The organism is Rathayibacter sp. AY1B6 (assembly GCF_002932755.1).
GTDB lineage: Bacteria > Actinomycetota > Actinomycetes > Actinomycetales > Microbacteriaceae > Rathayibacter.
Genome location: NZ_PSWL01000022.1, coordinates 41,000 through 64,795 on the forward strand (window position 1 = coordinate 41,000; position 23,796 = coordinate 64,795).

The following is a 23,796-nucleotide window of genomic DNA, read 5'->3' on the forward strand; positions in this document are numbered from 1 at the left end:
CGGAGCCCGGGCCGCCGCAGCGCGGCCCGGGCTCCCCGATCCCTCTTCTCGAAAGGCACTACTGCATGACCGAGCACGGCCTCCCCTACCGCATCACCGAGCGCTTCCCTCTTCCCGACGGACGCGTCGGCGTCAGCACCTGGTGGTCCGCAGACCCGGAGCAGCTGGAGCAGCAGCTCCGGACGCGCGCCGGGCATCAGCACCCGGAGAGGGAGCCGGCCCGGAGACTGCACCTCTCGACCGCGACGGTCGTGCTGATCGAGGAGCGGATCACGGGAGGCTTCCGCCCGCTCGACCCCCGCCTAGGGGCCCGCACCGATCCGCGGTGGCGCCGCGCTCTACTCCGGTCGCGCAGGCCGGCCCTGCTCCGACGCGTCATCGGCCCGCGGGATCTCCCGCGGACGGATCCGCCGGTCGAGGTGTCACGGTACGTCGATCCGACACGTCGAGTGTGAAGGGGGCGGGTGGAGAGCTCTGCACCTGAGTCGCGATGAGGCACTCGCAGCGAGGAAGCCGTCGGGTCAGGCGGCTTCCTCGAGGTCGTCCTCGACTGCGACGGGCGCGTCGACGGGGGCGCAGGGGGGTGCTGACTCGGCCGGGGGTGCTGAGGCCGCGATGCGCGAGCGCTCGATCCCGGCGAGGAGCACGGCGAAGGCCTCCTCGAGCTCGGCGGTGTCGCGGAGCAGGACGCGCTCACCGCTCGTCGCGTCGAGGCGGACCGTCCGGTAGGCCGGGCGGGGGAGATCGGAGACCAGGGTGATGATGCCGAGGACGACACCGCTGCGGCGGGCGCGCGCGGTCCAGCGGTTGGCGTGGGTGCGGAGAAGGATCATGACCGGGGCCGTCCTCGGTGACGTGGTGCAGGAGCGGGGGAAGGGGTGACGCTGGCGGTGCGGGGATCCTCTCGAAGCTTGCTGCACGAAGGGCCTCCGCTTCCTGTGCTTGACAGCAGAGCCGAGCAGGGGTCACCGGCGCCGGGCGGCCGCCGCAGCGTGCAGGGCCCGCAGGAATTCGGGGACGACCGGGTTGCCGGTGTCCCGGGCGAGCACACCGATCTCACGGCTCGCGCCCGGATCGTCGATCGGGATCTCGCGGACGTCGTCGTCGACCGAGGACGGGCTCGGCGGGAGGATCGTCAGTCCGAGGCCGGCCGCCGCGAGTCCCCGGGCAGCCCGGTAGTCGCCGACCTCGAACGCGGGAACCGGGTCGCGGCCGTCCACGGCGAGCAGGCGCCGGGCCGACTCGTGGAGGCCGTAGCCGGGCGCCAGCATGATCAGGTCGAGGCCGCGGAGGTCCTCGACCGTGACCGAGCGCCGCGAGGCGAGCGGATGACGGGGGTCCACGACCGCGAGGAGCGGCTCCGAGTAGAGGGTCGTCGTGGTGGTGCCGGGGAGATCGGGCGGATCCGCGACGATTGCCAGCTCGGACTCGCCCTCCGCCACGGCCCGCAGGCAGAGGGCGCGGGAGCCGTGACGGAGCCCGAAGCCCACCTGCGGCCAGCGGCGGCGGAACCGGCGGATCACGTCCGGTACGAAGCTCTCCCCGAGGAGCGTCTGGAAGGCGAGGTCGATCCGGCCGTGCTCCACGTCGCCCGCCTGCCGCACCTCCGCGAGCCCGGCGCGGATCACCGACATGCCGTCCTGAGCGACCTCGGCGAGACGGGTCCCCGCCTCCGTCAGCACCACCCCGCGGCCCTCCCGGCGGACCAGGGGAGTGCCGACCAGGGCGGACAGCCGGGCGAGCGACCGGCTCGCGGTCGGCTGCGGGATCCCGAGCTCGGCGGCCGCCGCGGTGACGCTCCCGGTCTGAGCGACAGCGACGAGCAGGGGCAGGAGGCGGAGGGTCGCGGGCCAGTCGTCGGACACGCCACCACCCTAGATCGGGACATGACCAGAACGCATGAACCACAGGCGAAAGGACATTAGTCATGCACCCGGAGGCGGTCTACCGTCGGAACCATGAGCACCGCCGCGCGCACCCGACCGATGCGCAGAGCGGCTCCCTTCTCGCAGCGGCGGCTGACCATCGCCCTCCTCGCCGCCGGAGTCGCGACCTTCGCCGAGCTCTACGCCGTGCAGAGCGTCCTCCCGCAGCTCGCGCGGGAATGGGCCCTCGCCCCGTCCGACGCCGCGCTCACCGTCTCGGCCGCGACCCTCGGACTGGCGCTCTCGGTGCTGCCGTGGGCCTCGGTGGCCGAGCGCATCGGACGGCTCGAGTCCATGCGGATCGCGGTCCTGACATCCGTGGTCCTGGCGCTGCTCGCCTGCGTCGCCCCGACCTTCGAGCTCCTGCTCGTCCTGCGCTTCCTCGGGGGAGCGGCGCTCGGTGCCGTCCCGGCGCTCGCCGTCGCGGCCATCCACGACCGGGTCGGAGGCGCCGGAGCGACGGCCGCCGCGACCGCCTACGTCTCCGGGACCACGATCGGCGGTGCCGCCGGACGCCTGCTCGCCGGACCGCTCGCGGCGGCGCTCGGATGGCGCGGCGCCCTGCTCGTCGTGACGGCCGTGTGCGCGGCGGCGGCGATCGTCTTCGCCGTGCTCGCGCCCCGGGGCGGCGGCGCACGCGAGGCGGCCCCCGGCGGCTGGCGCGGGAAGACGGCGCAGGTGCTCCGCGATCCGATGCTCGTCGCGATCGCGCTGCAGACGTTCTTCGCGGTCGGTGTGTTCGTCGCGGTCTACAACTACCTGGCGTTCCGGCTCGAGGCGCCGCCGTTCGCGCTCGCGCCCGCGCTCGTCTCCCTCCTCTTCGCCGCCTACCTCGCGGGCACCGTCTCCTCCCGGCTCGCGGGGAGATGGGGGCCGCGGATCGGTCCCCGCCTCGTCATGCGGATCGGCGTCGCCCTGATGATCGTCGGGCTGCTGGTGATGCTCGCCGAGAACGTCGCCGTGGTGATCGCGGGACTCCTCGTCTTCACGGCCGGCTTCTTCGCCCTGCACGCGACCGGCGCCGCTTGGACGGGAGCGCGCGCGGCTCCGGCACTCCGCGGGCACGCCGGCGCGGTCTACACGATCGCCTTCTACGCGGGCTCGGCCGCCGGCGGCTGGCTCCTCGGCCTGGCGGTCGGAGCGGGCGGCTGGCCGGCGCTGACGGCGGTGACGATCGGCCTGCTGCTGGTCGGCGCGGGGATCGTCAGCCTTCCGTCGCGCACCACCGCGGCCGGACGCTGAACCGCCGCCTCCGCCGACCGCTCCCCGAGCTCCGCCCGGCACCTCCCCGCAGCGGGCGAGGTGCGACATGATGGCCCGACTGCACGAAGCGGGGGGACGGCATGGCGCGGAGCACCGGAGCGGACGGCTCCCCACGCGAGAGGGGCGGGACGGACGAGGGCGGCACAGACCCGCGCTACCACGCGGGCTTCCAGCGCGGCTACGACGGACGCGAGGCCGAGCGGCGCGGCAGCGGCGAGGAGCGCCTCCGCTCTCCGTTCCTGACGGGCGGGGCCGCGACCGCTGAGCGATCGGCTGTCCGGAGAGCGGGCGGGTCCGCTCCCGAGCAGGAGGATGTGCGCTCGGTCGGCGGCCCGACCGGCTCCCGAGCCCCCGGCCGACGCACCGCTCCCGAGCGCGCGAGAGCAGCAGTCCGGGCCGTCCCGGCACCGACGGAGCCGACCGCGCCCCGACCCTCGGAGCCGTCCGTCCCACTCCCGACCGAGCCGACCGTCCCGCTCCCCGCCGAACCCGACTCCGCTCCCCGCGACGCGGCACCCGACTCCGGCGACCGTCGCGACGCGACCGACGCCGACCTCGACTCCGGCATCAGCACCGCGTTCCCCACGCGCCGCATCGCCGGAGCCCTGGCGGTCGTCGGCGCCGTCAGCGTCCTCATCGGACTGCTCGCCCTCTGGCACAGCTCCCACAGCTGGTACGACTACTCGCCGTCGCAGGACGAGTTCGGGCCCGAGCAGTACCTCCGCGTGCTCAGCGACAACGCGATCGGACCCTGCCTCACCGTCGGCCTGGTCGCGCTCGGCCTCTCGGTCGTCGTGCCGCTGCTGAGGGCGCCGCGCCGATGATCCGCGTCCGGCTTCTCTGGGCCGCCGCCGTCGCGGTCACCGTCGTCCTCTGGGCCGCGGTGCTTGCACTCCCGGTCGTGGTCCTCCTGCTGCCGAACCAGTACCAGGGCGACTCGGTCACGGTGCCGCCGGAGCTCTACGTGCGGCAGGCGCTCTTCACGGTCGCGCCGCCCCTCCTGACCGCCGCCCTGGTGATGCTGGGGGCGCTGATCGTCGTCGCGGTCGCGCGGCGCCCGCCCGCGAAGGCCCGCACGACGGAGGCGGGGAGCGACTGGAACGATGCGGTGCTCCTGGAGTCGGACGGGCAGCGTCGGACGCACCGCGGGAGCCGCTGAGAGGACGGCCGCGCTCCGGCATCGCGGCTCCCTCCGCGGAAGCCGAAGCTCAGGACCCGGTGGGCCCCTCCGGCAGCACCCGGCCCGCCGACCGCACGCAGCAGCCGCCCTACGCAGGCAGCAGCTGGAACCGCTCCCGCGCCGCTCCGCCGGCGACGATGTCCGCGAGCAGCTCGCCCAGGACCGGTCCGAACTTGAAGCCGTGCCCCGAGAACCCGGTCGCCAGGGTCACGCGGCCCACGCGGTCGAGCACGAAGTCCTCGTCGGGCGTGCTGTCGTAGAGGCAGCTGATCGGAGCGGCGCTCGCCGCGTCCACGCCCGGGATCCACTCCGCGACGTAGCCGACGAGCCGGGCGAGTGCTCCGGGCTCGGGCTCGAAGGTGCGCTCGTCCGGATCGACGACGACTCCGGTGCCGTGCTCGCCCACCTTCACTCCGACCCCGGGCGTCGAGAGTCCGTAGACCACCGGCAGGCTCGAGCGGTGGTGGGCGAAGCTCGGCCACGAGTCGAGGGGCAGGTCCGTCGCGAAGTGCGCCGGCTGCTCCTGCGTGACGCGCAGCGGAGGGAGGCGTCGGCCGGCCGCGCGGACGAGGTCGTCCACGAGCGGGGGCGTCCAGGATCCGCCGGCCACGACGACCGCGTCGGCGTCGAGAGCGCCGTCGGTGGTCAGCACGCGCACGTCGTCGGCGCGCTCCTCGATCCCCAGCACGCGCGTCCGCGTCCGGAGGACGGCGCCGCGTCCGAGGGCGGAGTCGAGCATCGCGTCGATCGCGGCCGCCGCGTCCAGGCGTCCGCCCTCGGGATGCAGCAGGACGTCCGTCTCGAAGCGGAGCCCCGGCCAGCGCCGCTCGGCCTCGCCCGCCTCGATCCGCACCACGGGGATCCCGTCGCGCAGGAGTGCCGCCTCGATCCCGGCGAGGACGGAGGAGTCGCCGTGGTCGAGCGCACCGACCGGGTGCAGCAGGCGGCGCCCGGTCTCCGCTTCGAGCCGTGCCCAGGCGCGCCCCGCCCGTCCGGTGAGGGCGCGGTAGTCGTCCTCGAGGTAGCCGCGTCGGAAGATGCGCGTCTCGCCGTGGGAGGACCCGCGGTCGTGGCCCCGGTCGAACTGCTCGACGAGCACCACGCGATCGCCGCGCTCGGTGAGGGCGCGGGCGGTCGCCGCTCCGACCAGGCCGGCTCCGACGACGACGACCTCACGGGTCACGGGGTCTCCCGGGAGGCGCGGCGCACGCCGAGCAGGACCACCAGGCGGAGGAACCCGACGAGCCCCATCCCGATCAGCGCGGCGATCAGCATCAGCACGGCGACACCGGCCACCCAGGTCGTGTCGCCCGTCACCGACTGCGCCGCGAACTCGGTGCAGAACAGCGCCAGCCCCGCGTAGCTCAGGATCAGGACGGTGATCGTCCCGGTCCGGCGGAGGCGCTGCGCCGGCGTCCGCCAGAGGGCCGGCGGCTCGAGCCAGCGGCGCAGCAGCCGGACCACGAGGGTGCCGACCAGGCCGAGGAAGCCGGCCGCGATCAGGATGATGCCCGCGCCGCCCAGCCCTGACGCCTCGACGCCGGCGAGCTCGAGCGCGATGCCGATCGCGACCCCGACGGCTCCGACGCCGCCCGCGATCATGGCCGCCCACACCCCGAAGCCGCCGCGGAGGACGCTCTCGCGCTCGGGACGTGACGGATCGGCGTCCATCGGACGCTGCTGACGCGGCCGGATCGGCGCCGGGGGAGCGGACGCCGGCGCTGCTGCCGGAGCGGACGCGGCCTCGGACACGCCCCAGACCGGAGCGGCGTCCGGCGTCTGCGACTCGATCACGTTCTCGCGGACCGGCACGTAGCGCAACGGCGCGTCGATCCGCACCTGCGGGCGCCCGCGCACGACGATCGTCGCCCCCAGGTCGGCCCCGCGCTCCAGCGCGACGGGTCCGAGGAGGAGCCCGACCGCCGGATCGATCCGCCACGCGTCCGACCGGGGAGCCGACCCGTACCACTCCGCCGACACGGCCCCGCCGAGGTCGACCGCGATCGGCCGCCCGTCGCTGTAGCTCGTCACCGGCACGAGCGACCGGCCGGAGTTGCGCACGCGCGCGCCCACCCGCCACCAGTCGTCCCCAGCGTGTGTCAGCCGCACCTCGACGTCGACCAGCGACGCCGGAACCGCCCGCCGCCGCCCGATGACCACCGCGACGACCGCGAGCCCGGCGATGACCAGCCCGCCGAGCAGGCCGACCACTCCGATGAAGATCTCCATGGGAGCAGTCAAGCAGGCGCGGGTCGCCTGCGCGGGCGCGACGAGGCCGCCTCCGGGAGGCTCGATCCCGGCCGGCGACGCCGTCGCTCCGCGCGGACGCGTCCTCCCCGACGCTCCGCCGAACCACCGGGCCCGGGACCGGTCGCTCCGCATACTGAGGAGGCGCGTCGCCTCGACCGCATCGCGGGTCTCGTCGCAGGAGGGGTCGATCATGCGCTACAGGTCGGTCGCCCCCGTGCGCCGGCGCCCTCGTCGACGGGCCGGCGCGATCGTCGCTCTGCTGGGGGCCGCGGCGCTCGCCGTCGCAGCCGTCGCGCTGTCGGAGACGGCGGGAGGAGGCGGACCGGAGGCGGTGTCCTCCTCGGCCGGGGCGTCTGCGGGGTCGAGCGGTCCTGTTGCGCCCGCGCCGAGCAGCTCGCCCGCGGCCGTCGAGCCGTCCGCTCCGGTAGTGGCCCCGTCCACTCCGTCCCTCGCGACGTTGGCCGCTCTCCCCGCCGTCGAGGGCCCCGCCGCCGTCCCCTACGACCGCGACCTCTTCGGGCAGGCGTGGTCGGACGTCGACCGCAACGGCTGCGACACCCGCAACGACGTCCTCGGCCGCGACCTGCTCGGCCCCGTGTTCAAGCCCGGCACCCGCGACTGCAAGGTCCTTACCGGCACCCTGATCGACCCCTACGACGGCGCCTCGGTCGCCTTCGTCTCCGGGACCGACACCTCCCGCCTGGTGCAGATCGACCACGTCGTCGCCCTCGGCTGGGCCTGGCACCACGGCGCCTGGTCGTGGACGGATGAGCAGCGCCTCGCCTTCGCGAACGACCCCGCGAACCTCGTCGCCGCCTCCGAGCAGACCAACCGCGCGAAGAGCGACGCCGGTCCGGGGGAGTGGCTGCCGCCGGCCGCAGAACTGCGCTGCGGGTACGTGGAGCAGTTCGTGGCAGTGCTGAGCGAGTACGGGCTGGGGATCGACGCTCGGGATCGTGCGGCGGCGGAGACGGTGCTGGCGGGGTGCGGTCCTTGAAGGGTTGGAGTTAGTCCGGTAACCGCTCGCGAGGTCTGACTTTTCCTAAGTTCGCGGACACCTAGTGACCCCGATTTCTAAATCATCGAGTAAATTTCCGCCAAACCTTTAGATCAAGCAAAAGGCCGAAGAATGCGAAGTTGATTGCAACTTGTGGATCCGATAGCTTCAAGATGCGCCGTCAAAAGAACGAATCTTCTGGCCGAGGATAAGTAATCTAGGATCCGGCAGTTCCGAAGGCTCATTGGGCAATACCATCAAAGAACCCCCCGCCACGCCAGCAAGCCATCGGCCGTCAAGAGGAGAACCATCTTGTTCTAATGCAGATTCTGCAGCACGCGATAACAATATATCATAATTCGCGTCTACTGAAACGAGCGCTCGGTCGTAAGCGAGATGATGATTCGCACATAATGCAAGACCGTTGCGAGTCTCATCGTTACTGTAAGGCGACGCTACTGGAACGATGTGAGCCCCCTCAATTAGATTTAGACCCAGCCCACACATTGCGCATCGATTTCCGTACGCAGCCCGCACTCGATTGCTAAAGTCCCAGGCTCGGTAGGCGATTGAAAGTTTTCGATTCAGTATTTCTCTTGTATTTACAGTTACCAGATCGGTTTCGTCGTAGTCGGACGGTTTTAGGCGCCTGATGTCGAGGTCTGCTCCTTTACTCAGGCAAAACGATGCAAGTAGCTCGCGTCTAAAACTTTGTACTTGATCTCCACTCGATCGAGTAGCCAGAGCGTGTCCTCTCTCATGAGCAGCGATCAGAACATCCTCCCGCACCTGGAGAGATGGCGAGCTCGCCTTCCTGCGATTGTGAACTTCCGCGTCCCAACTAGCAAAAACCTGATGCAAGTCACTCCAGCCGAGGATAAGAGTCAGCTCGCCGGGTGTAACTACAGGAACTGCTCCGGTTATCTGAATTCGAAATTCGTCGTCAGCCCGAGCGGACCCACCGCCGTGAGTGATGTTCCAAGCGTAGACTGACACGATTGTCGGCAAAGCTAAAGCCGATTCACTAATAGCATATCGAAAAGGTTTGATCCCACGATCGGACAAAGCAACAACACTTAGTCCCGACAGCCCAAGGGCAGATTCGATCAGATCGTGTAAGTCACGCGAAGTCCGGCGGCCGGACACTGCTTGCGGCGTCATGCGGTCAGGTTACACCGACGAAATCTCGAAGTCTAGGTAATACTACACACGCAGGACAAGCATTAGATTTCGTAGCCTCTCTTCGAGAACTCGGCCTATTGCTTCAGGGCATGAGGTTCAACAATCTTCTAAGTTGACGATCAGTGCTCCTTGAAAGGACGGGCATAATGCGCCCGCTCGGCAACATCTTCGCCTTCTTCCATCGCTGCTGCTACAGCTTCGCCGAGGGCTTGGGCGAGTTTAGGTGGAACGGCATTGCCTACTTGTCTCCACTGTTGTTCGACTCGACCGTGAAGGTACCAGTCATCTGGAAACGTTTGCAACCTCATGACTTCCTCGATGCGCAGAATTCGATTTTTCCAATGAAGCGGACCCATGTTATTTGAACGGCGAGCTTGAATGGTCCAAGCGGGCATATCGGGCGAAAGTTTGAGCAAAAACGACCAATATCTGCTACGCCATTCAAACTGGGGGTCGGGGTGCCCCCTTTTAGCTGTCAGGAACAGGTAGTTATCGCCCGGAGGAATCTGATGAAGCAGATCGCGATGCTTACCTCCTGCGACGTGTCCTTTATCATCTGCGTTTTCGACGGTATCAAGATCGCTAATAGCGTCTCCGGCTGTCAGCCAATCTGGTAAATCTGCAATCGAATCAGCGCTCGGATCGCGGTGCGTCGCCTCCGGCCAAACAAAGTCAGACACAAGTGTTCCAACTATAAAGAACCGCTGTCGGATTTGAGGTACGCCAAAATCTGCGGCATTGAGAACCCTCGTAGACGTTTTATAGCCAAGCTGCTTCGCGAATGCCAGGATGTGGTCAAGTGTCTCCTTGTGAACCTTGAAAGCCATGCCTGCGACATTCTCAAGCACGAAAGCTTTCGGTTTTAGCCACTTCAGAGTGTTGAGGTAGCCAGATATAGTGACTTCCCCAACTGGATCATTCATTGCTCGAGGCTTATCTTTCAGGTAAAATCGGCTTTTGGAGAATGGTGGGCACGGCGGTCCTCCAATAAGAAGGTCAACCTCTTTTAGGGCGTTTTTTCCCACCAACGCCTCAGCTGTTTCTCTTGTAAAGTCCGCAATACTTCCTTGGAAGAACTTCGAGCCTGGGAAGTTAATCGAGTGGCTTGCGGCCGCAAAGGGATCAGTGTCTACGCCGAGTAGGATGTCAAATCCTGCTTTTTTAAAGCCGAGATCTAATCCTCCGCATCCGGAGAACAAGCTGATTGCGGTTCGCATTGAATTTCCTGTCATTTAGATACGTTGCCCGTACCAAGAGTCTTCAAAACCGATTTCACCATTGCTTCAGCCATTACCGATGGTACAGCATTGCCGATCTGGCGAACTTGTTCGCGGCGCGGGCCTGCAAACCTGTAATTGGGGGGGAAGTTTTGGAGCGCTGCAAGCTCTGGTATGCGAAGCCGGCGCCCAGACCAATGGAATGGACCAGTCCATGGCCCAGGACTTGCCGGAATCGTCCACGAGGGGCGATCAGGACTGAGTTTCAGTAAGAAGTTCCAATATCGCGTTTCCGTCTCCCATGTCGGGGTGGGGTGTCCGGCCCATGCCGTATGGAATTTATAGTTCATCCCCGGGGGTATTTCTTGCAAGTGTTGTGCCCATTTTCCAGAGACTACTTCTGCATTTTCTGATTTCGTGTCCAGGGGCTCCAGAGCATCGCCCGCGGTGACCCATTCTGCGGTATCCGCAAGTCCGTGTTGCGAGTGTGTTGGTCTAGGTTCTTCAGGAGCGCCATTCAAGGAGCCAAGGAGGAAAGCTCGCTGGCGACTCTGGGGGGCGCCAAAGTTAGTCGCCGTTGCAACGATTGTGGTGGTGCTGTATCCAGCGTCCTCGGCGTCGGACTTGAGTGCTTCGAAGATGTGTCGGTTTCTCGGATGTAGAATACTTGGGACGTTCTCGAATACAAAGCCGGGCGCATCTGTTTCGCGCACAAGCCGCCAGAATTCGTGGACCAGAGTTCGTCTACTATCCTCGCGCGCTTGAATTGGCGTTCCCGATCGAAAAGCCTGCTCGCCGCGAGCTTTGGCGCGCCGATAGGACGCCTCATCACCGGGATCAAGCCAATACGCAGCCTTGCTAAATGGCTGGCATGGTGCACCGCCGATTACGATAACGTCTTCGGAGCGGCTCAAATTCGCATGATTACGTAGGTCGATTCCCGACAAAGCTGTAACATCTGCTCTTAGGGCTCGCTCGTTTTTTGATGTCGCATTCATCTTCAGGGTTTCAACAGAATGTATGTCACTGTCCACTGAAAGTCGAACGTCCCCACCCGCCAAATTTGCGCCGATACCCAGCCCTCCCGCCCCCGCAAAAAGATCGATAATCGCGATCGAAGACGACATTCTTAACTCCTTCTAGCTAGTCTGATTCGACCCTACGATCGACCACCGACATCGCCATCCTGGAGCCATCGTCTGTCGTCTGCATAGTCGAGGATGACTCAGGTACGCGGTCGTTGCTGCGCGCGTGGAGGCGCGTGGGATCGGGTGAGAGCGTCGAGCAATCTTAGGCTCCCAAAGGGCCTGCGAAGGGGAGCCTCCGCGTCGCAGGAGGACGTGGACGTCTCCGTACCCAGCGATGGCGGCGGGTTCCGTGAGTCGGAACCGTGCCATACCCCTCCTCTTTGACGCCCCACCCACCCCCGTGTTACGTTCCCTTACGGACATGTGACTGGTCGTGCAGGCAGGATCCGACGAAACGCGCAAGCAGCGTCGTCGGGTCCTTTTTTTGTGCCCGGACGCCTCCTGACGCTCCTCCGGGGCACCGATGACGGTGCCGGAGGGGGCGGGGACGGCGACGGACGGCCGGGCAGCAGAGCGCAGGGAAGCGCGCGTCCCCCCACACCCGGAGGAGTACCCATGAGTACCCAGGAGAGCGCGAAGGCGATCCTCGAGCACGTCGGCGGCGCCGCCAACGTCGCGAAGCTGCAGCACTGCTCGACCCGACTGCGGTTCGCGCTGGCGGACGACGCGAAGGCCGATGTCGAGGCGCTGAAGGCGGTGCCCGGCGTGATCGGGGTCGTGACCGGCCCGCAGACGCAGGTCATCGTCGGCAGCGGCGTGAGCGAGATGTACGCGGCGGTCGAGAAGCTGCGCGGCGGCACCACCGCCTCCACGGTGCAGGCGAAGCAGCCGCGGTCCCTCAAGCGCCTCGGCGCCACGATCATGGACTTCGTGGTCAGCGTCTTCACGCCGATCATCCCGGCCATCGCGGGCGCCGGCATCTTCAAGTCGTTCCTCGTCCTCGCCTCGGCGCTGGGCTGGCTCGACCCCGCGAGCGACAACTTCAAGCTGCTGTCCGCCATCCCGGACGCGGTGTTCGGCTTCCTGCCGCTGCTCGTCGCGTACACGAGCGCGAAGAAGCTCGACGTGAACCGGCCCCTGGCGCTCGGGCTCGTCGGCGTCCTGGTCTTCCCGGCGTTCACGACGCTGCTCAACCAGGAGGGCGGAGTCGCGCTCTTCGGTGTCCCGGTGCCGGTCATCGCCTACAACGCGCAGGTGTTCCCGGCGATCCTGGCCGTGCTGCTGCTCTCGGTCGTCGAGCGCTTCTTCACGAAGCACTCGTGGGGCCCGATCCGCACCTTCTACGTCCCGCTGATGTGCCTGGTGATCGTCGCTCCGGCCACGATCTTCCTGCTCGGCCCCCTCGGCTACTGGCTCGGCTCCATGCTCACCGGCGCGATGATCGGCCTCTACGGCGCTCTTGGCTGGGTGGCCGTCGCGCTGCTGGCCGGCGTGCTCCCGCTGATCATCTCGGTGGGCATGCACAAGGCGTTCATCCCGCCGACCATCGCGACGATGGCCAGCGCGGGCAAGGACACCTTCTACCTCGCCTCCTCGCTCGCCCACAACGCGGCGGAGGCGGGCTCCAGCCTCGCGATCGCCCTGCGCACCAAGAGCGCGACCCTCCGCGCCACCGCCTTCTCGGGCGGCCTCTCGGCCCTCTTCGGGATCACCGAGCCGGCGCTCTACGGCGTCACGCTGCAGAACAAGCGCGCCCTGGTCTCCGTCATCACGGGCAGCGTCGTCGGAGGCGCCTACATCGGCGCCACGCAGGTCGCCGCGTTCGCGCTGGTCAGCCCGGGCGTCGCGAGCATCTCGATGTTCATCGACGGGCTGAACCCCTGGAACCTTCTCAACGCCGTGATCGGCCTGCTGATCTCGGTCGCCGTCTCGTTCGTCGTCTCCTTCGTCATCTGGCGTGACGACGCCTCCGCCAGCGTCCAGGCGCTCGGCGACGTGGCGGCCGACGCCGGGAGCCCGCTCGCGCTGCAGGCGCCGCTCACCGGCTCCGTCATCCCTCTCTCGGAGGTGCCGGACCCCGTGTTCTCGGCCGGCGTGCTCGGCGAGGGGCTGGCGATCCGCCCCACCGACGGAGCCGTCCGGGCGCCGTTCGCGGGCGAGGTCATCGCGCTGCTCTCCTCGCGCCACGCGGTCGGCCTCCGCCGCGCGGACGGCGTCGAGGTGCTCATCCACGTCGGCATCGACACCGTGCAGCTCGACGGCGCTCCGTTCGAGGCGCACGTCGCGGTCGGCGACCGGGTCGAAGCCGGACAGCTGCTCCTCACCGCCGACCTGGCCGCGATCACCGCGGCCGGCTACGACACCACGACCCCGGTGCTCGTGACCAACTCCGCCGAGTACACCGTGCTCGTCGAGGCCGCCGAGCGGATCACCGCCGGCGACCGGATCATGACCGTGACGCAGAGAGAGAAGGAGCTCGCCGATGGCGCTTCCTGACGGATTCCGATGGGGCGGCGCACTCGCCGCCAACCAGGTCGAGGGCGCGTGGCGCGAGGGCGGGCGCGGCCCGGCGGTCAGCGACGTCGCCTCCTACAAGCCGAAGGCGGACCCGAAGGAGTACGCGATCCACCACCAGAACACGGTGGAGAGCATCACGGCGGCGATAGCCGACGACGACACCGAGTACTACCCCAAGCGCCGCGGCATCGACTTCTACCACCGCTACCCCGGCGACCTCGCGCTCTTCGCCGAGATGGGCTTCACCACCCTCCGCGTCTCGATCGCCTGGACCCGCCTCTACCCGACGGGGGAGGAGGCGGAGCCGCTGGAGGAGGGCATCGCCTACTACCTCGCCCTCTTCACCGAGATGCGGCGCCTCGGGATCGAGCCGCTGGTCACGCTCGCGCACTACGACCCGCCCCTCGCGCTCGCGCTGAAGCACAACGGCTGGGTCGACCGCCGCACGATCGGGCTGTTCGAGCGTTTCGCCCGCACCTGCTTCGAGCGCTTCGGCCACCTCGTCGACATGTGGCTGACCTTCAACGAGATCGACGGCATCATCCGCCACCCGTTCACCTCGGGCGGGATCATCGAGGAGACCGTCGAGGGCAGTGTGGAGCAGGCCTGCTACACGGCGCTGCACCACCAGTTCGTCGCCTCCGCCTCGGTCACGAAGATCCTGAAGGAGCTGTGGCCGGAGTCGCGGATGGGCTGCATGCTCACGATGCTGACCACTTACCCCAACACCTGCCACCCCGACGACGTCGCGGCCACCCAGGCGAAGGAGCGGATGCTCTACCTCTGTACCGACGTGCAGGCCGGCGGCGCCTACCCGCGCCTGGCACTGCGGGCGCTCGAGAGCCGCGGGGTCGCGATCCCGTTCGAGGCGGGCGACGTCGAGCTGCTGCGTGAGCACCCGGTCGATTTCATCTCGTTCAGCTACTACATGTCGATGACGGAGTCGGTCCGCCCCGACGCCGAGCGCACCCCCGGCAACACGGTCCTCGGCGTCAAGAACCCGTTCCTGGAGTCGAGCGAGTGGGGCTGGCAGATCGACCCCGTCGGCCTGCGGATCTCGCTGATCGACCTCTACGACCGCTACGGCAAGCCGCTGTTCATCGTCGAGAACGGGCTCGGGATGCGCGACGAGCTCACCGAGGACGGCCGCATCCACGACCCGTACCGGATCGACTACTTCCGCGCGCACTTCGAGCAGATGATCCAGGCTGTGGACGAGGGCGTGGAGCTGCTCGGCTACGTCAGCTGGGCGCCGATCGACCTGATCAGCGCCTCCAGTTCGCAGATCTCGAAGCGCTACGGGTTCGTCTACGTCGACATGGACGACCTCGGCCACGGCAGCACCGAGCGCTACCGGAAGGACTCCTTCTTCTGGTACCAGAAGGTCATCGCCTCGAACGGCGCGGATCTGGGATGATCCTCCTCTGGCCGGAGGCGCCGTCCGGCTCTCCGGGCAGAGGCCCCGCCACCCCCACCCCAGCCCTGACGCGGCCGTCGACGGAGACACGCATGCAGACCATCAAGAAGGTGCTCAACTCGAGCGTCGTCCTCGTCGTCGACGAGCGCGGCGTCGAGCGCGTGCTCCTGGGACGGGGGATCGGCTTCGGAGCGAAGGCCGGCGAGGCGATCGAGCCCTCGAGCGTCGACCAGGTGTTCGTGGCCCTGGACGACTCCGATCAGCGCAACCTAGTCGAGCTCCTGGCGCAGATCCCGCCGGAGTTCGTCGAGCTCACCCGCGCGGTCGTCGCCGACGCGGAGGAGCAGGGGCTGCGGCTGGATCCGCACGTCTACCTCGCGCTGACCGACCACCTGCACTTCGCGGTGGAGCGGCAGCGGCGCGGGCTCTCGGTCGCCAACCGGCTGGCCTGGGAGATGCGGACGGTCTACCCCGTGCAGTACGCGGTGGGGGAGCGGGCGGTCGACCGGATGCGCGAGCGCCTCGGCGTGGAGCTGCCCGCCGACGAGGCCGCGAACGTCGCGTTCCACCTCGCCAACGCGGAGCTCGGCAAGGTCGGGATCGACTCGCTCCGGATCGTGCAGCTCATCCGCTCGGTGACCGCGATCATCCAGCACTCCAGCGGAGCCGCGCTCGACCGCGACGACCTCCGCTCCGCCCGCTTCGTGGCGCACCTGCAGTACTTCGCCGAGCGCTTCTTCTCGGGCGGCCTGCTCGAGAGCGAGGACGACTTCCTCTTCACCAGCCTCAGCGCCCGCTACCCGCGCGCGGTCGCGTCCGCCGAGCGGGTCCGCTCCTTCGTGGCGGCCGAGTACCAGGCCGCCCTGCCCAACGAGGAGGTCGCCTTCCTGGCCCTCCACATCGCGCGCGCCGCTCCGGAGTAGCGCGCTGACCCCGGAGAACCGCATGCACCGCACGACCCCTGCCCGTCCGACGACGCCCGCGAGCGCGCGCCCGTGAGCGGCACGATCCACCTCGTCCGCCACGCCGAGACCCTCTTCAACGTCGCCGGCCAGCTGCAGGGCTGGTGCGACTCGCCGCTGACCGAGCGCGGCGAGCGCCAGGCGGCGGCCCTCGGCGAGCGGATGCGCGGCGTGCCGCTCGTCGCGGCGTTCACGAGCGACCTCACCCGCACCCGCACCACGGCGGCGGCGGCGCTCGCCGGGCACCCGTCGCTGGAGGCCGAGCCGATGGTCGAGCTCCGCGAGTGGCACTTCGGCGCCTTCGAGGGGCAGCCCAACGCCTCGCTCTGGGAGCCGGTGTTCGCCGACCACGGCTACTCCTACGTGCCCTCCTCCGCCGACTGGCCGCGGATGACCGACGCCGGGCTCGACTCGGTGCTCGACGCCATCCACCGGCACGACCCCTCGGGCCGGGCCGACAGCGGTCCCACCGTACGCGCCCGGGTGGAGGCCGCGATCGCGCGGTTCGTGCCGGCGGCGGAGCACGGCGACGTGCTGGTCGTGACGCACGGGGCGGTGCTGGGGAGCATCCTCCGCGCGCTCGACCCTGCGCACCGGCCGCAGCGGGGCTACCCGAACTGCGCGATCGTGACGGTGACGGACGGCGTCATCGGCGAGGTCGACGGGAGCGCCGCGACGGCCTGACGCGGCCGGACAGTCACGTCGGCGGATCCGTCACTTCAGCGGGTCGTTGCCCCAGTTCATCAGGGAGTAGCGCCACTTCGTCTCGGTGACGTCGCCCGAGGGACGCTGCTTCGCGTGCCGGTGCACGTAGCCGACGACCTTCGTCATGTGGGCGTAGTCGTCGTCGCTCAGGTCGGCCTGCTTCGTGCCGAGCAGCTCGACGATACGCCGGCCGCTCTCGTGGCCGACGGACTCGCCGCCGCCCTCCGGCTTCTGGCCGACCTCCTTCGACTCGTCGGTGCCGAGCCAGTCCTCGAGCTCCTTCGCCGTCATGTTCACGGCGTCGTGGAACTCGTCGCGGGTCGTCCGCTTCTCGTCGTCGGTGGGCATCGCGGGGCTCCTCGGGTCGGTCGGTGACCTCCAGCGGAGCGTGTCGGAGGGGGAGAGGTCAAGCCCCGTGCGCGGTTCCGGGGCGCGCGTAGCGTCGGAGGAGTCCGCACCAGCCGCCCACCGCCGGCGTCCGCCGCCGGCAGAGAAGAGGCCCACATGCCCTCCCGCAACACTCTCGTCCGCAGTCTCCACGACCTCGGAGCCGCCGCCTGGTTCGGCGGCTCGCTCATGGGCGCCGTCGGCCTGAACGGCGCCGCGTCCACCTCGTCCGACCCGGCGGAGCGCCTCCGCCTCTCCTCCAACGGCTGGGCCCGCTGGACCCCCGTGCAGCTCGCCGCGATCGCCGCCCACGGCGTCGGCGGCATCGGCCTCGTCCTCGCCAACAAGACCCGCCTGGCCAACCAGCAGGAGAGCCGCACGAACACGGTCGTCAAGACCGTCGTGACCGGCCTCGCCGGCGCCGCCTCGGTGATCGCCGCGGTCGCCGGAGCGACGCAGGCCAAGCACGCCGACGAGGGCGCCCCCGGCGTGACCGAGGCGTCGGAGCAGAACTCGCAGGAGCTGACCACGGCCCTCCGCGTGCAGAAGGTCACCCAGTGGGCGATCCCCGTGCTGACCGCGGTCATCATCGTCCTCGGCGCCCAGCAGGGCGAGCAGCAGCGCCCCGTGAAGGGCCTTTTCGAGACCACGGCGCGGATGTTCCGCAAGTAGTCCCCGCGATCGCGCGCAGAACGTCGGCTGAGAGTGCCCGCCGTCCCCCGAGGGCGGAGGGCGGCTGCTCGCAGCCGACGTTCTGCGTGCGGGCTCCGGCTAGCGGCGCGAGGGCCGGCGCCGCACGGTCAGCGCGAGGGCTCCCGCTTGCGAACACGTCGCCTGGTCGCCGTCGGAGCCTTCGGTCCCCTTTTCGACCGTCCCCGGGAACACGGGCCCACCGATCGCCGCCTCTCGATCAGGCGCTACGCTCCAGCATCCCGCTGCTCCTTCTCGGACGTCAGAGTGTCGATCCCGTTCTCGTGCCCGACACAGCTGGCGACCGTGTCCGGATCGATGCCCAGCGCAGAGCGGACCTCTTGTCCGGCGCTCTGCTGTTCAGTCGTGGCCTCAGGGAACGTCGAGTGATAGGCGTGACTGAAATCGGCCGAGTCGGCCATCGTGTTGAGAGTGGACATCTCGGCGAGGTAGGAGCCGCGGATCGTCGCGATCTGCTCGGAGACATCGCTCGGCCAGTGGTAGGACGAGTCGTCCCGGAGCGTGAGTGTCCGTCTTGTCAGATCGAGCCGAGCGGATGCCGCGGCGTGCACGCCGGAAGGGTCCGGGTCGCCACCGTTCAGAAGCTCGTCCTCGCCGGAGGAGAAGGTGTCGCTCAGGTGCTTGATCGCGATGTCGTTGGGGCAGACGAGATCGAGACAACGGGACGCCGCTTGTGCGGTGTCGAGCTCGACGAACGCAGGTGTCGCGGGCGCCGCAGGTGCAGGGGTCGTCGACTCGGCCGGAGCTCCTGCGGGCGCGGAAGCCGTGCAGGCAGTCAGGAGGAGCGTTGCCGCACTAGGAGTGCAGGGAAAAGGGCTTCACGCACGGCGGCTACTCCGGGGTCGCCGAGCAGAGCGCCGACGCGAAGGCCCCGGTGCTGGTCTGCTCGGCGATGACTTCGCCGTCGAGGGTGATCCGGCAGCTGATCTCGCCTTCGTCGTCGATGCCGTTCGAGGCGGTCAGTGTGAAGCTCTGGAAGGTGAAGTCGCCTCCGGTCTGGACCTGCAGCTCCTTCGTGAAGGGGAGCGCCTGGCCAGTGGCCTGCTCGGAGCCGGAGGTTCCTCCGTCGTAGGTCGACCAAGTGATGGAGGCCGCGGTAGCCGCGCCGGTGACCTCATAGACGAGAGTGCGCGGCACGACGGCGGCCTCGGAGCTCTCGGCCTGCGCGGTGGCGATCGCGTTCGAGACGCCGCTCGCGAATCCGGCCGTGTAGACGACGGCGAGGATGATCGAGAGGACCAGCGCGATCACGTTGAGGACGGTGCCGGCGATGGCTGTGCCGCGAGAGCGGCCCTTGAGGAAGAGGCCGATGATGCCGAGGACGAGTCCGATGAAGGCGAGGAAGCCCGAGGCGTAGTTGACGATCGGGATGAGGGCGCCGATGAGCGCGAGGATTCCGATGATGAGGGAGGCGAGGCCCAGCCCGTTGCCGGTCTTCTTCGGAGCGGAGGGGGCGGAGCCGGAGAATACGGCGGGGTTGAACTCGGTCATCTGCGGAGTATGTCAGAGGCTGACAGGCAGCTGAGAATCCAGAGAGCGCTATTACCTAGAGATGTCGTCCCGCCTGTGTTGACCCCGCTATCTCTATATAGGTAGCGTCGCTCCCGTGCAGCCACTCCCTCGCCTCACCCCGGCCACCGCCGACGTCCTCCGGACCCTCCTCGACTCCGACGGCCCCACCTGGGGCATGGTCGTGATCAAGGCCACTGGGCGACCGGCGGGCAGCGTCTACCCGATCCTGGAGCGGCTCGAGGGAGCGGGCTGGGTGGTCTCGGAGTGGGAGGCGGCGAGCGAGCGGAGCGGCCCGCGTCGCCGGCTCTACGAGCTGACCGCGGAGGGCGCCCCGGCAGCCCGGGCCGCGGTCGAGCGGATCCGATCGACCGCGCGGACGGCGCCGCGAGCGGCGGGGGCGACCGCATGAGCGCCCTCCTGCGGCTCCTGTCGCTGCTCCTGCCCCCGCTCGCCCGGGAGCGCTATCTCGAGGAGTGGCGTGCCGACCTGGCCGGGGCCGCCGAGCTGGGCCTGCCCCGTCGCGGCGTCGTCCTCGGAGCGCTCGCCCTGCTCGTGAGCGTCGACCGCGACCTGCCCGCGCACACCGGCGAAGCACGGGGCACCCTCCCGCGCCGCCTCGCCCGCCGCGGACTCGCGCTCTTCGCCGCGGCCGCCCTGATGCTCAGCGGCATCGCGCTGACCGGCGGCGGGATCGTCCCCGAGCCGGGTGCCGCCTCCGCCTCCGCCCTGGCCGCCGTCGGAGCCGTGCAGACCGCGGTGCTCGTCGCCGCCGTCGCGGTCGCGGTCCTCGGCGCGCTCCTCCTTCTGGGCGCCGCCGCCTCTGCTCGCACGCTGCTCGCGCGGATCTCCCTGGTCGCCGCCGTCGTCGGCCCGGTGCTCACCGCGGCCGGCCTCCTCCTCCCCGGACCCCTCGCCCTCGTCGGCCTGCCCGTCTCGCTCGCCGGCCTCGTCTGCGGCGTGATCGTCCTCGGCGGCTCGCGGACCATCGCCCTCGCGCCGCGGACCGCGACCCGCGCCCAGCGCCTCCCCGTCGCCCTCGCCGGCCTCGCACTCGTGGCGGGCGTCGCGGTGGTGGGCGCCGTCGACCTGCTGGTCTGGAATCCGCAGGCGAAGGTCCCGGGCGTGGCACTGACGGAGATCTACGCGACCATGGCCGAGCGCGACGGCTTCGAACTCGGCTCCCACGCGATCTGGGCCACCGGGTGGGCCGCGTTCTGGACGGCCGCCGCGATCGTCGTGACGGTCGGCGCCCTGGTCGGCCGGAGGTCGCCGCTCACGCCGCGGCGGATCGCGGTGCTCATGCTCGCCCTGGTCGCCGGTGCCGTCGTCTTCCGCTTCTTCGCCGGGTTCGGCTTCGGGATGTCGGTCGCCGACACCTTCGTCACCTCCGGCGGCGACGGCTCCCTGGTCTCGGCGGTCCTGCCGCCGCTCGGACAGCTCGCGCTCGCCGGCGCCGCGATCGCAGTGGGCTGGGCGCCCCGGGCCGCGCGGCCGACGGCGGCCTCCGCGGTCTGACCGTGCTCGTGCCGGAGGACGGCATCCGTCCGGGCGGCTCGGGATCCGCGAGTACGGGGCGGCCCGCCGACGGTCGTCCCTTCGGCGACGTACCGGGTCCGGTTCTGTCCACAACGTAGGAAGGATTCGTCCGACCGGCTCCGGATCCGCGAGAACAGGCTGCTCGGACGACATCCTTCCTCCGTTATGAACCGCATCGACCGAGGCGCCCCTCGGAACAGCCCCTCGCCTGCGGTCCGAGCGGGCGCCCCCGGCAGGATCGTGTCCACAACTCAGGAAGGATTCGTCCGGGTGGCTCCGGATCCGCGAGAACGGGTCGCCGGATCGACGTTCCTCCTGAGTTGTGAACAGGGTCGGTCGCGGAAGGCTCCCCGAAGCGGCCGACTATCGGAGGGCTTCGGCGAAGCCCGGCGCAGCACCAGGTCCGGTTCTGTCCACAACGTAGGAAGGAATCGTCTGGGCGGCTTCGGATCCGCGAGAACAGGCTGCTCCGCCGACATCCTTCCTCCGTTGTGAACCGGATCGGCCGAGAGGCCCCTTGAAACTGCCCCTCGCCCGCTGTCCGAGCGGCTTCCGCGGCGTGACCGTGTTCACGACGGAGGACGGATCCGTCCGGGCGGCTCCGGATGCGCGGGAACAGGCCGCAGCACCGACGTTCTCACTCCACTGTGGCCAGGACCGGCTCATTCCCCAGCGACGGAGCGCCGGCCTACTCCAGCCGCCGCAGGAAGCGGGCAGGCTGGTCGAGGAAGCCGCGCCAGGTCCGCACCAGGTCGAGGTCGTCGTAGCGGCAGGGGCGCAGGCCCGTCTCGTCGAGCTCGTAGAGGTCGGCTCCGGGGAGGGCGGCAAGGATCGGCGAGTGCGTGGAGAGGACGACCTGGGAGCCGTCGGCGACCAGGTCGCGCAGCTGCCCGATCAGGGCGAGGCAGCCCGACACCGAGAGGGCGGACTCCGGCTCGTCGAGGAGCCACAGCCCGCTGATCCGGGAGCGGTTCGCCACGATGTCGAGGAACGACTCGCCGTGGCTCCGCTCGTGGTACCCGCCGTCGATCCCCACCTCCTCCAGGTAGCTGAAGAAGCCGTGCATCGTCTCGGCTCGGAGGAAGAAGCCGCGCTTGGACGCGCCGGCCCCGCGGACCAGCTGGAGGTGCTCGGCCAGGTCCGACTCCGAGACGCGGGAGGAGTGCATCGCGCCCGTGGATCCGCCCTCCGCGTTCAGCCCGTAGGCGAGGGCGACCGCCTCGAGCAGCGTCGACTTGCCCGAGCCGTTCTCGCCGGTGATCACTGTCACCGGGCCGAGGTCCCAGCCCTCGGCCAGCACCTGCCGCACCGGCGCGAGCGTCGCGGGCCAGCGTGCGAGGTCGGCGGGATGCTCGGGGCGGGCCTGCACGCGTCGCACCGGGAGGGTCGAGAACACCCGGTCAGTCAAGCAGGTCGACGCTCCAGCCGGCTTCGGCCAGCGCGCGGGCCGTGTCGGCGCGGGGGGAGTAGGGGAGGTCGTCGGCGCCGACCACGCGGTAGTCGGTGTCGCCGGGGCCGACCCAGAGGACGGAGTCGGACGGGCCGGCCCGGCGCAGAGCGGCGCGGACGGCGTCGGCCGGCTCCGCGATCTCGAGCACCTCGCAGCGCTCGACGCGGCGGGCGCCGTCGACCAGGGCGCGGCGGATGCGCGCCGGGTCCTCGAAGCGCGGGTGGTGGTCGGTGACGATCACCAGGTCGGCGCGCTCGGCAGCGGCCCGGCCCATCGGCGCGCGCTTGCTCGGGTCGCGGTCGCCGTCGGCGCCGAGGAGGACGAGCACGCGGCCGGGCGTCACCTCGCGGAGAGCGTCGACGGTGCGCGCGACCGAGTCGGGGGTGTGCGAGAAGTCGAGGAACACCCGCGGCCCGTCGGCCCCGGACATGAGCAGCGTCCGCCCGGGCACGGTGACGTCGATCCCGGAGCCGACCGCCGCGGCGACGAGGTCGCGCGAGTGCCCCGACTCGATCAGCATCACCAGCGCGAGGGCGGCGTTCGAGGCCATGTGGCGTCCGAGGAGCTGGACGGAGGTGGTCGTCGACCAGCCGTCGCGGGCGGTGAGCCGGAAGCGGGTGCGGTCCACCGCGGTCTCGAGCACGTCGATCCGCCAGTCGGCTCCGTCCCCGGCTGAGAGCGTGACAACCGGGACCGAGGCCTCGCGGGCGACCCGGCGCCCCGCCTCGGTGTCGACGACCACCACGCCGCGGCGGCTCCGCTCGGGCGTGAAGAGGCGCTGCTTGGCGCGGAGGTACTCGTCCAGGTCGCCGAAGTCGTCGAGGTGGTCGTGGCTGAGGTCGGTGAAGCCGGCGACGTCGAGCACGATCCCCTCCACCCGCGAGCGCACGAGCGCCTGAGCGCTGACCTCGATCGCCGCCGCCTCGACGCCGTCCTCCGCCATCCGGGCGAGGAGCGCGTGCAGCTCGGAGGCCTCGGGCGTGGTGAGGCGGCTGGCGACCACGTGGTCGGCGCTGCGGCGCTCGGCGGTGGAGCTCAGCCCCGAGACGACGCCCAGCTGCCGGAGCACCGCGTCGAGGAGGTGCACGGTGCTGGTCTTGCCGTTGGTGCCCGTCACGCCGAGGAGCACCGGTCCGCTCCTCGTGCCGTACACCTGCGCGGCCACCGGGCCGAGGGCGGTGCGGGGGTCGTCGCTGAGCAGGACGGGCAGTCCGGAGGCGCGGGCCTCGTCGAGCCCGCCCGCGTCGGTGAGCACGGCGACCGCGCCCGCTGCCGCCGCGGCGGCAGCGAATCGGGCCCCGTGGCTCCTCCTGCCGGGGAGCGCGGCGAAGAGGGCGCCGGGGCCGGCCTCGGTGTGCGCGACGGTCACGGCGGTGATGCGGACGTCGGAGCCGTCGCCGTGGAGGCGGAGCCGATCGCTCGCGAGGTCGGCGAGCGCGACGCCGGCGGCGTGGAGCGGTTCGAGGAGCCGGAACACCGGCATGCGGGCCTCCTGCGGGGCGGGCGGGGCGGCGTCGCCGGGAGCCCGCGGGCGCCGCCCCGCCCGCCCCGCAGGAG

General features: G+C 69.9%; 24 protein-coding genes. 12 read left to right on the forward strand and 12 right to left on the reverse strand.

Annotation, left to right across the window (positions count from 1 at the left end; translation table 11 throughout):
- The first annotated feature begins 65 nt into the window (after positions 1 to 65).
- On the forward strand, positions 66 to 455 hold the full coding sequence (locus C5D08_RS12330; protein ID WP_104277278.1) for a hypothetical protein: 390 nt from the start codon (positions 66 to 68) through the stop codon (positions 453 to 455).
- 66 nt (positions 456 to 521) lie between these two features.
- On the opposite strand, the gene C5D08_RS12335 is transcribed toward C5D08_RS12330, so the two are convergent.
- Both C5D08_RS12335 and C5D08_RS12340 read right to left on the reverse strand, forming a co-directional pair.
- Positions 522 to 833: a hypothetical protein gene (locus tag C5D08_RS12335; RefSeq protein WP_104277279.1), complete on the reverse strand. Its 312-nt coding sequence runs from the start codon at positions 831 to 833 to the stop codon at positions 522 to 524.
- A gap of 132 nt (positions 834 to 965) precedes the next feature.
- Positions 966 to 1,865, reverse strand: coding sequence for a LysR family transcriptional regulator (locus C5D08_RS12340; protein ID WP_104225991.1), 900 nt, complete (start codon positions 1,863 to 1,865; stop codon positions 966 to 968).
- Between the two features lie 93 nt (positions 1,866 to 1,958).
- Here C5D08_RS12340 and C5D08_RS12345 point away from each other — a divergent pair, with 93 nt between their 5' ends.
- The 3 genes from C5D08_RS12345 (at position 1,959) to C5D08_RS12355 (ending at position 4,347) form a co-directional block, all read left to right on the forward strand.
- Positions 1,959 to 3,167 (forward strand): MFS transporter, encoded by a 1,209-nt coding sequence (locus C5D08_RS12345; protein ID WP_104277280.1) that lies wholly within the window; start codon positions 1,959 to 1,961, stop codon positions 3,165 to 3,167.
- Positions 3,168 to 3,268: 101 nt separating this feature from the next.
- Complete coding sequence (locus tag C5D08_RS12350; RefSeq protein WP_104277281.1) at positions 3,269 to 4,012, forward strand: hypothetical protein; 744 nt, start codon at positions 3,269 to 3,271, stop codon at positions 4,010 to 4,012.
- Positions 4,009 to 4,347, forward strand: coding sequence for a hypothetical protein (locus C5D08_RS12355; protein WP_104277282.1), 339 nt, complete (start codon positions 4,009 to 4,011; stop codon positions 4,345 to 4,347). The genes C5D08_RS12350 and C5D08_RS12355 overlap by 4 nt, the downstream gene beginning before the upstream one ends.
- A 109-nt stretch (positions 4,348 to 4,456) precedes the next feature.
- Here the strand turns inward: C5D08_RS12355 and C5D08_RS12360 are convergent, their stop codons facing one another.
- Positions 4,457 to 5,551 carry an FAD-dependent oxidoreductase gene (locus tag C5D08_RS12360; RefSeq protein WP_104277283.1) on the reverse strand — a complete coding sequence of 365 codons (1,095 nt, stop codon included), beginning with the start codon at positions 5,549 to 5,551 and terminating at the stop codon, positions 4,457 to 4,459.
- Positions 5,548 to 6,597 carry a hypothetical protein gene (locus C5D08_RS12365; protein WP_146086133.1) on the reverse strand — a complete coding sequence of 350 codons (1,050 nt, stop codon included), beginning with the start codon at positions 6,595 to 6,597 and terminating at the stop codon, positions 5,548 to 5,550. The genes C5D08_RS12360 and C5D08_RS12365 overlap by 4 nt, the downstream gene beginning before the upstream one ends.
- A gap of 448 nt (positions 6,598 to 7,045) precedes the next feature.
- On the opposite strand from C5D08_RS12365, the gene C5D08_RS17050 reads away from it, so the two are divergent.
- A complete protein-coding gene (locus tag C5D08_RS17050; protein ID WP_181110237.1) occupies positions 7,046 to 7,615 on the forward strand; it encodes an HNH endonuclease family protein in 570 nt (189 codons plus the stop codon).
- 168 nt (positions 7,616 to 7,783) lie between these two features.
- Here C5D08_RS17050 and C5D08_RS12375 read toward each other — a convergent pair whose 3' ends face one another.
- From C5D08_RS12375 to C5D08_RS12385, 3 genes are all read right to left on the reverse strand, one after another.
- Positions 7,784 to 8,776: an HNH endonuclease gene (locus tag C5D08_RS12375; protein WP_104277286.1), complete on the reverse strand. Its 993-nt coding sequence runs from the start codon at positions 8,774 to 8,776 to the stop codon at positions 7,784 to 7,786.
- A gap of 140 nt (positions 8,777 to 8,916) precedes the next feature.
- Entirely contained in the window at positions 8,917 to 10,014 is a 1,098-nt protein-coding gene (locus C5D08_RS12380) for a DNA cytosine methyltransferase (RefSeq protein ID WP_104277287.1), read from the reverse strand.
- A gap of 11 nt (positions 10,015 to 10,025) precedes the next feature.
- Positions 10,026 to 11,141 (reverse strand): DNA cytosine methyltransferase, encoded by a 1,116-nt coding sequence (locus C5D08_RS12385; protein ID WP_104277288.1) that lies wholly within the window; start codon positions 11,139 to 11,141, stop codon positions 10,026 to 10,028.
- Positions 11,142 to 11,657: 516 nt separating this feature from the next.
- Here C5D08_RS12385 and C5D08_RS12390 point away from each other — a divergent pair.
- The 4 genes from C5D08_RS12390 (at position 11,658) to C5D08_RS12405 (ending at position 16,622) form a co-directional block, all read left to right on the forward strand.
- A complete protein-coding gene (locus C5D08_RS12390; protein ID WP_104277289.1) occupies positions 11,658 to 13,538 on the forward strand; it encodes a beta-glucoside-specific PTS transporter subunit IIABC in 1,881 nt (626 codons plus the stop codon).
- Positions 13,525 to 14,976 (forward strand): glycoside hydrolase family 1 protein, encoded by a 1,452-nt coding sequence (locus C5D08_RS12395; RefSeq protein ID WP_104277290.1) that lies wholly within the window; start codon positions 13,525 to 13,527, stop codon positions 14,974 to 14,976. Before C5D08_RS12390 ends, C5D08_RS12395 begins: the two co-directional genes overlap by 14 nt.
- A 92-nt stretch (positions 14,977 to 15,068) precedes the next feature.
- Complete coding sequence (locus tag C5D08_RS12400) at positions 15,069 to 15,899, forward strand: PRD domain-containing protein (protein ID WP_104277291.1); 831 nt, start codon at positions 15,069 to 15,071, stop codon at positions 15,897 to 15,899.
- Positions 15,900 to 15,971: 72 nt separating this feature from the next.
- Entirely contained in the window at positions 15,972 to 16,622 is a 651-nt protein-coding gene (locus C5D08_RS12405) for a histidine phosphatase family protein (protein WP_104277292.1), read from the forward strand.
- A gap of 30 nt (positions 16,623 to 16,652) precedes the next feature.
- On the opposite strand, the gene C5D08_RS12410 is transcribed toward C5D08_RS12405, so the two are convergent.
- The gene (locus tag C5D08_RS12410; RefSeq protein ID WP_104277293.1) at positions 16,653 to 16,991 is read right to left on the reverse strand and encodes a DUF3140 domain-containing protein; all 339 of its coding nucleotides are present in this window, start codon (positions 16,989 to 16,991) and stop codon (positions 16,653 to 16,655) included.
- Between the two features lie 156 nt (positions 16,992 to 17,147).
- Between C5D08_RS12410 and C5D08_RS12415 the strand changes: the two genes are divergently transcribed.
- Positions 17,148 to 17,702 (forward strand): hypothetical protein, encoded by a 555-nt coding sequence (locus C5D08_RS12415; RefSeq protein ID WP_104225093.1) that lies wholly within the window; start codon positions 17,148 to 17,150, stop codon positions 17,700 to 17,702.
- Positions 17,703 to 17,947: 245 nt separating this feature from the next.
- On the opposite strand, the gene C5D08_RS12420 is transcribed toward C5D08_RS12415, so the two are convergent.
- Both C5D08_RS12420 and C5D08_RS12425 read right to left on the reverse strand, forming a co-directional pair.
- The gene (locus C5D08_RS12420; protein WP_104277294.1) at positions 17,948 to 18,292 is read right to left on the reverse strand and encodes a hypothetical protein; all 345 of its coding nucleotides are present in this window, start codon (positions 18,290 to 18,292) and stop codon (positions 17,948 to 17,950) included.
- Between the two features lie 280 nt (positions 18,293 to 18,572).
- On the reverse strand, positions 18,573 to 19,232 hold the full coding sequence (locus C5D08_RS12425) for an MmpS family transport accessory protein (protein WP_104277295.1): 660 nt from the start codon (positions 19,230 to 19,232) through the stop codon (positions 18,573 to 18,575).
- Between the two features lie 115 nt (positions 19,233 to 19,347).
- Between C5D08_RS12425 and C5D08_RS12430 the strand changes: the two genes are divergently transcribed.
- Both C5D08_RS12430 and C5D08_RS12435 read left to right on the forward strand, forming a co-directional pair.
- Entirely contained in the window at positions 19,348 to 19,662 is a 315-nt protein-coding gene (locus tag C5D08_RS12430) for a PadR family transcriptional regulator (protein ID WP_104277296.1), read from the forward strand.
- Positions 19,659 to 20,768, forward strand: coding sequence for a hypothetical protein (locus C5D08_RS12435; protein WP_104277297.1), 1,110 nt, complete (start codon positions 19,659 to 19,661; stop codon positions 20,766 to 20,768). Before C5D08_RS12430 ends, C5D08_RS12435 begins: the two co-directional genes overlap by 4 nt.
- Positions 20,769 to 21,477: 709 nt before the next feature.
- Here the strand turns inward: C5D08_RS12435 and C5D08_RS12440 are convergent.
- Complete coding sequence (locus tag C5D08_RS12440) at positions 21,478 to 22,185, reverse strand: AAA family ATPase (RefSeq protein ID WP_258065247.1); 708 nt, start codon at positions 22,183 to 22,185, stop codon at positions 21,478 to 21,480.
- Positions 22,186 to 22,189: 4 nt separating this feature from the next.
- On the reverse strand, positions 22,190 to 23,722 hold the full coding sequence (locus C5D08_RS12445) for a Mur ligase family protein (RefSeq protein ID WP_104277298.1): 1,533 nt from the start codon (positions 23,720 to 23,722) through the stop codon (positions 22,190 to 22,192).
- Positions 23,723 to 23,796: the final 74 nt, after the last annotated feature.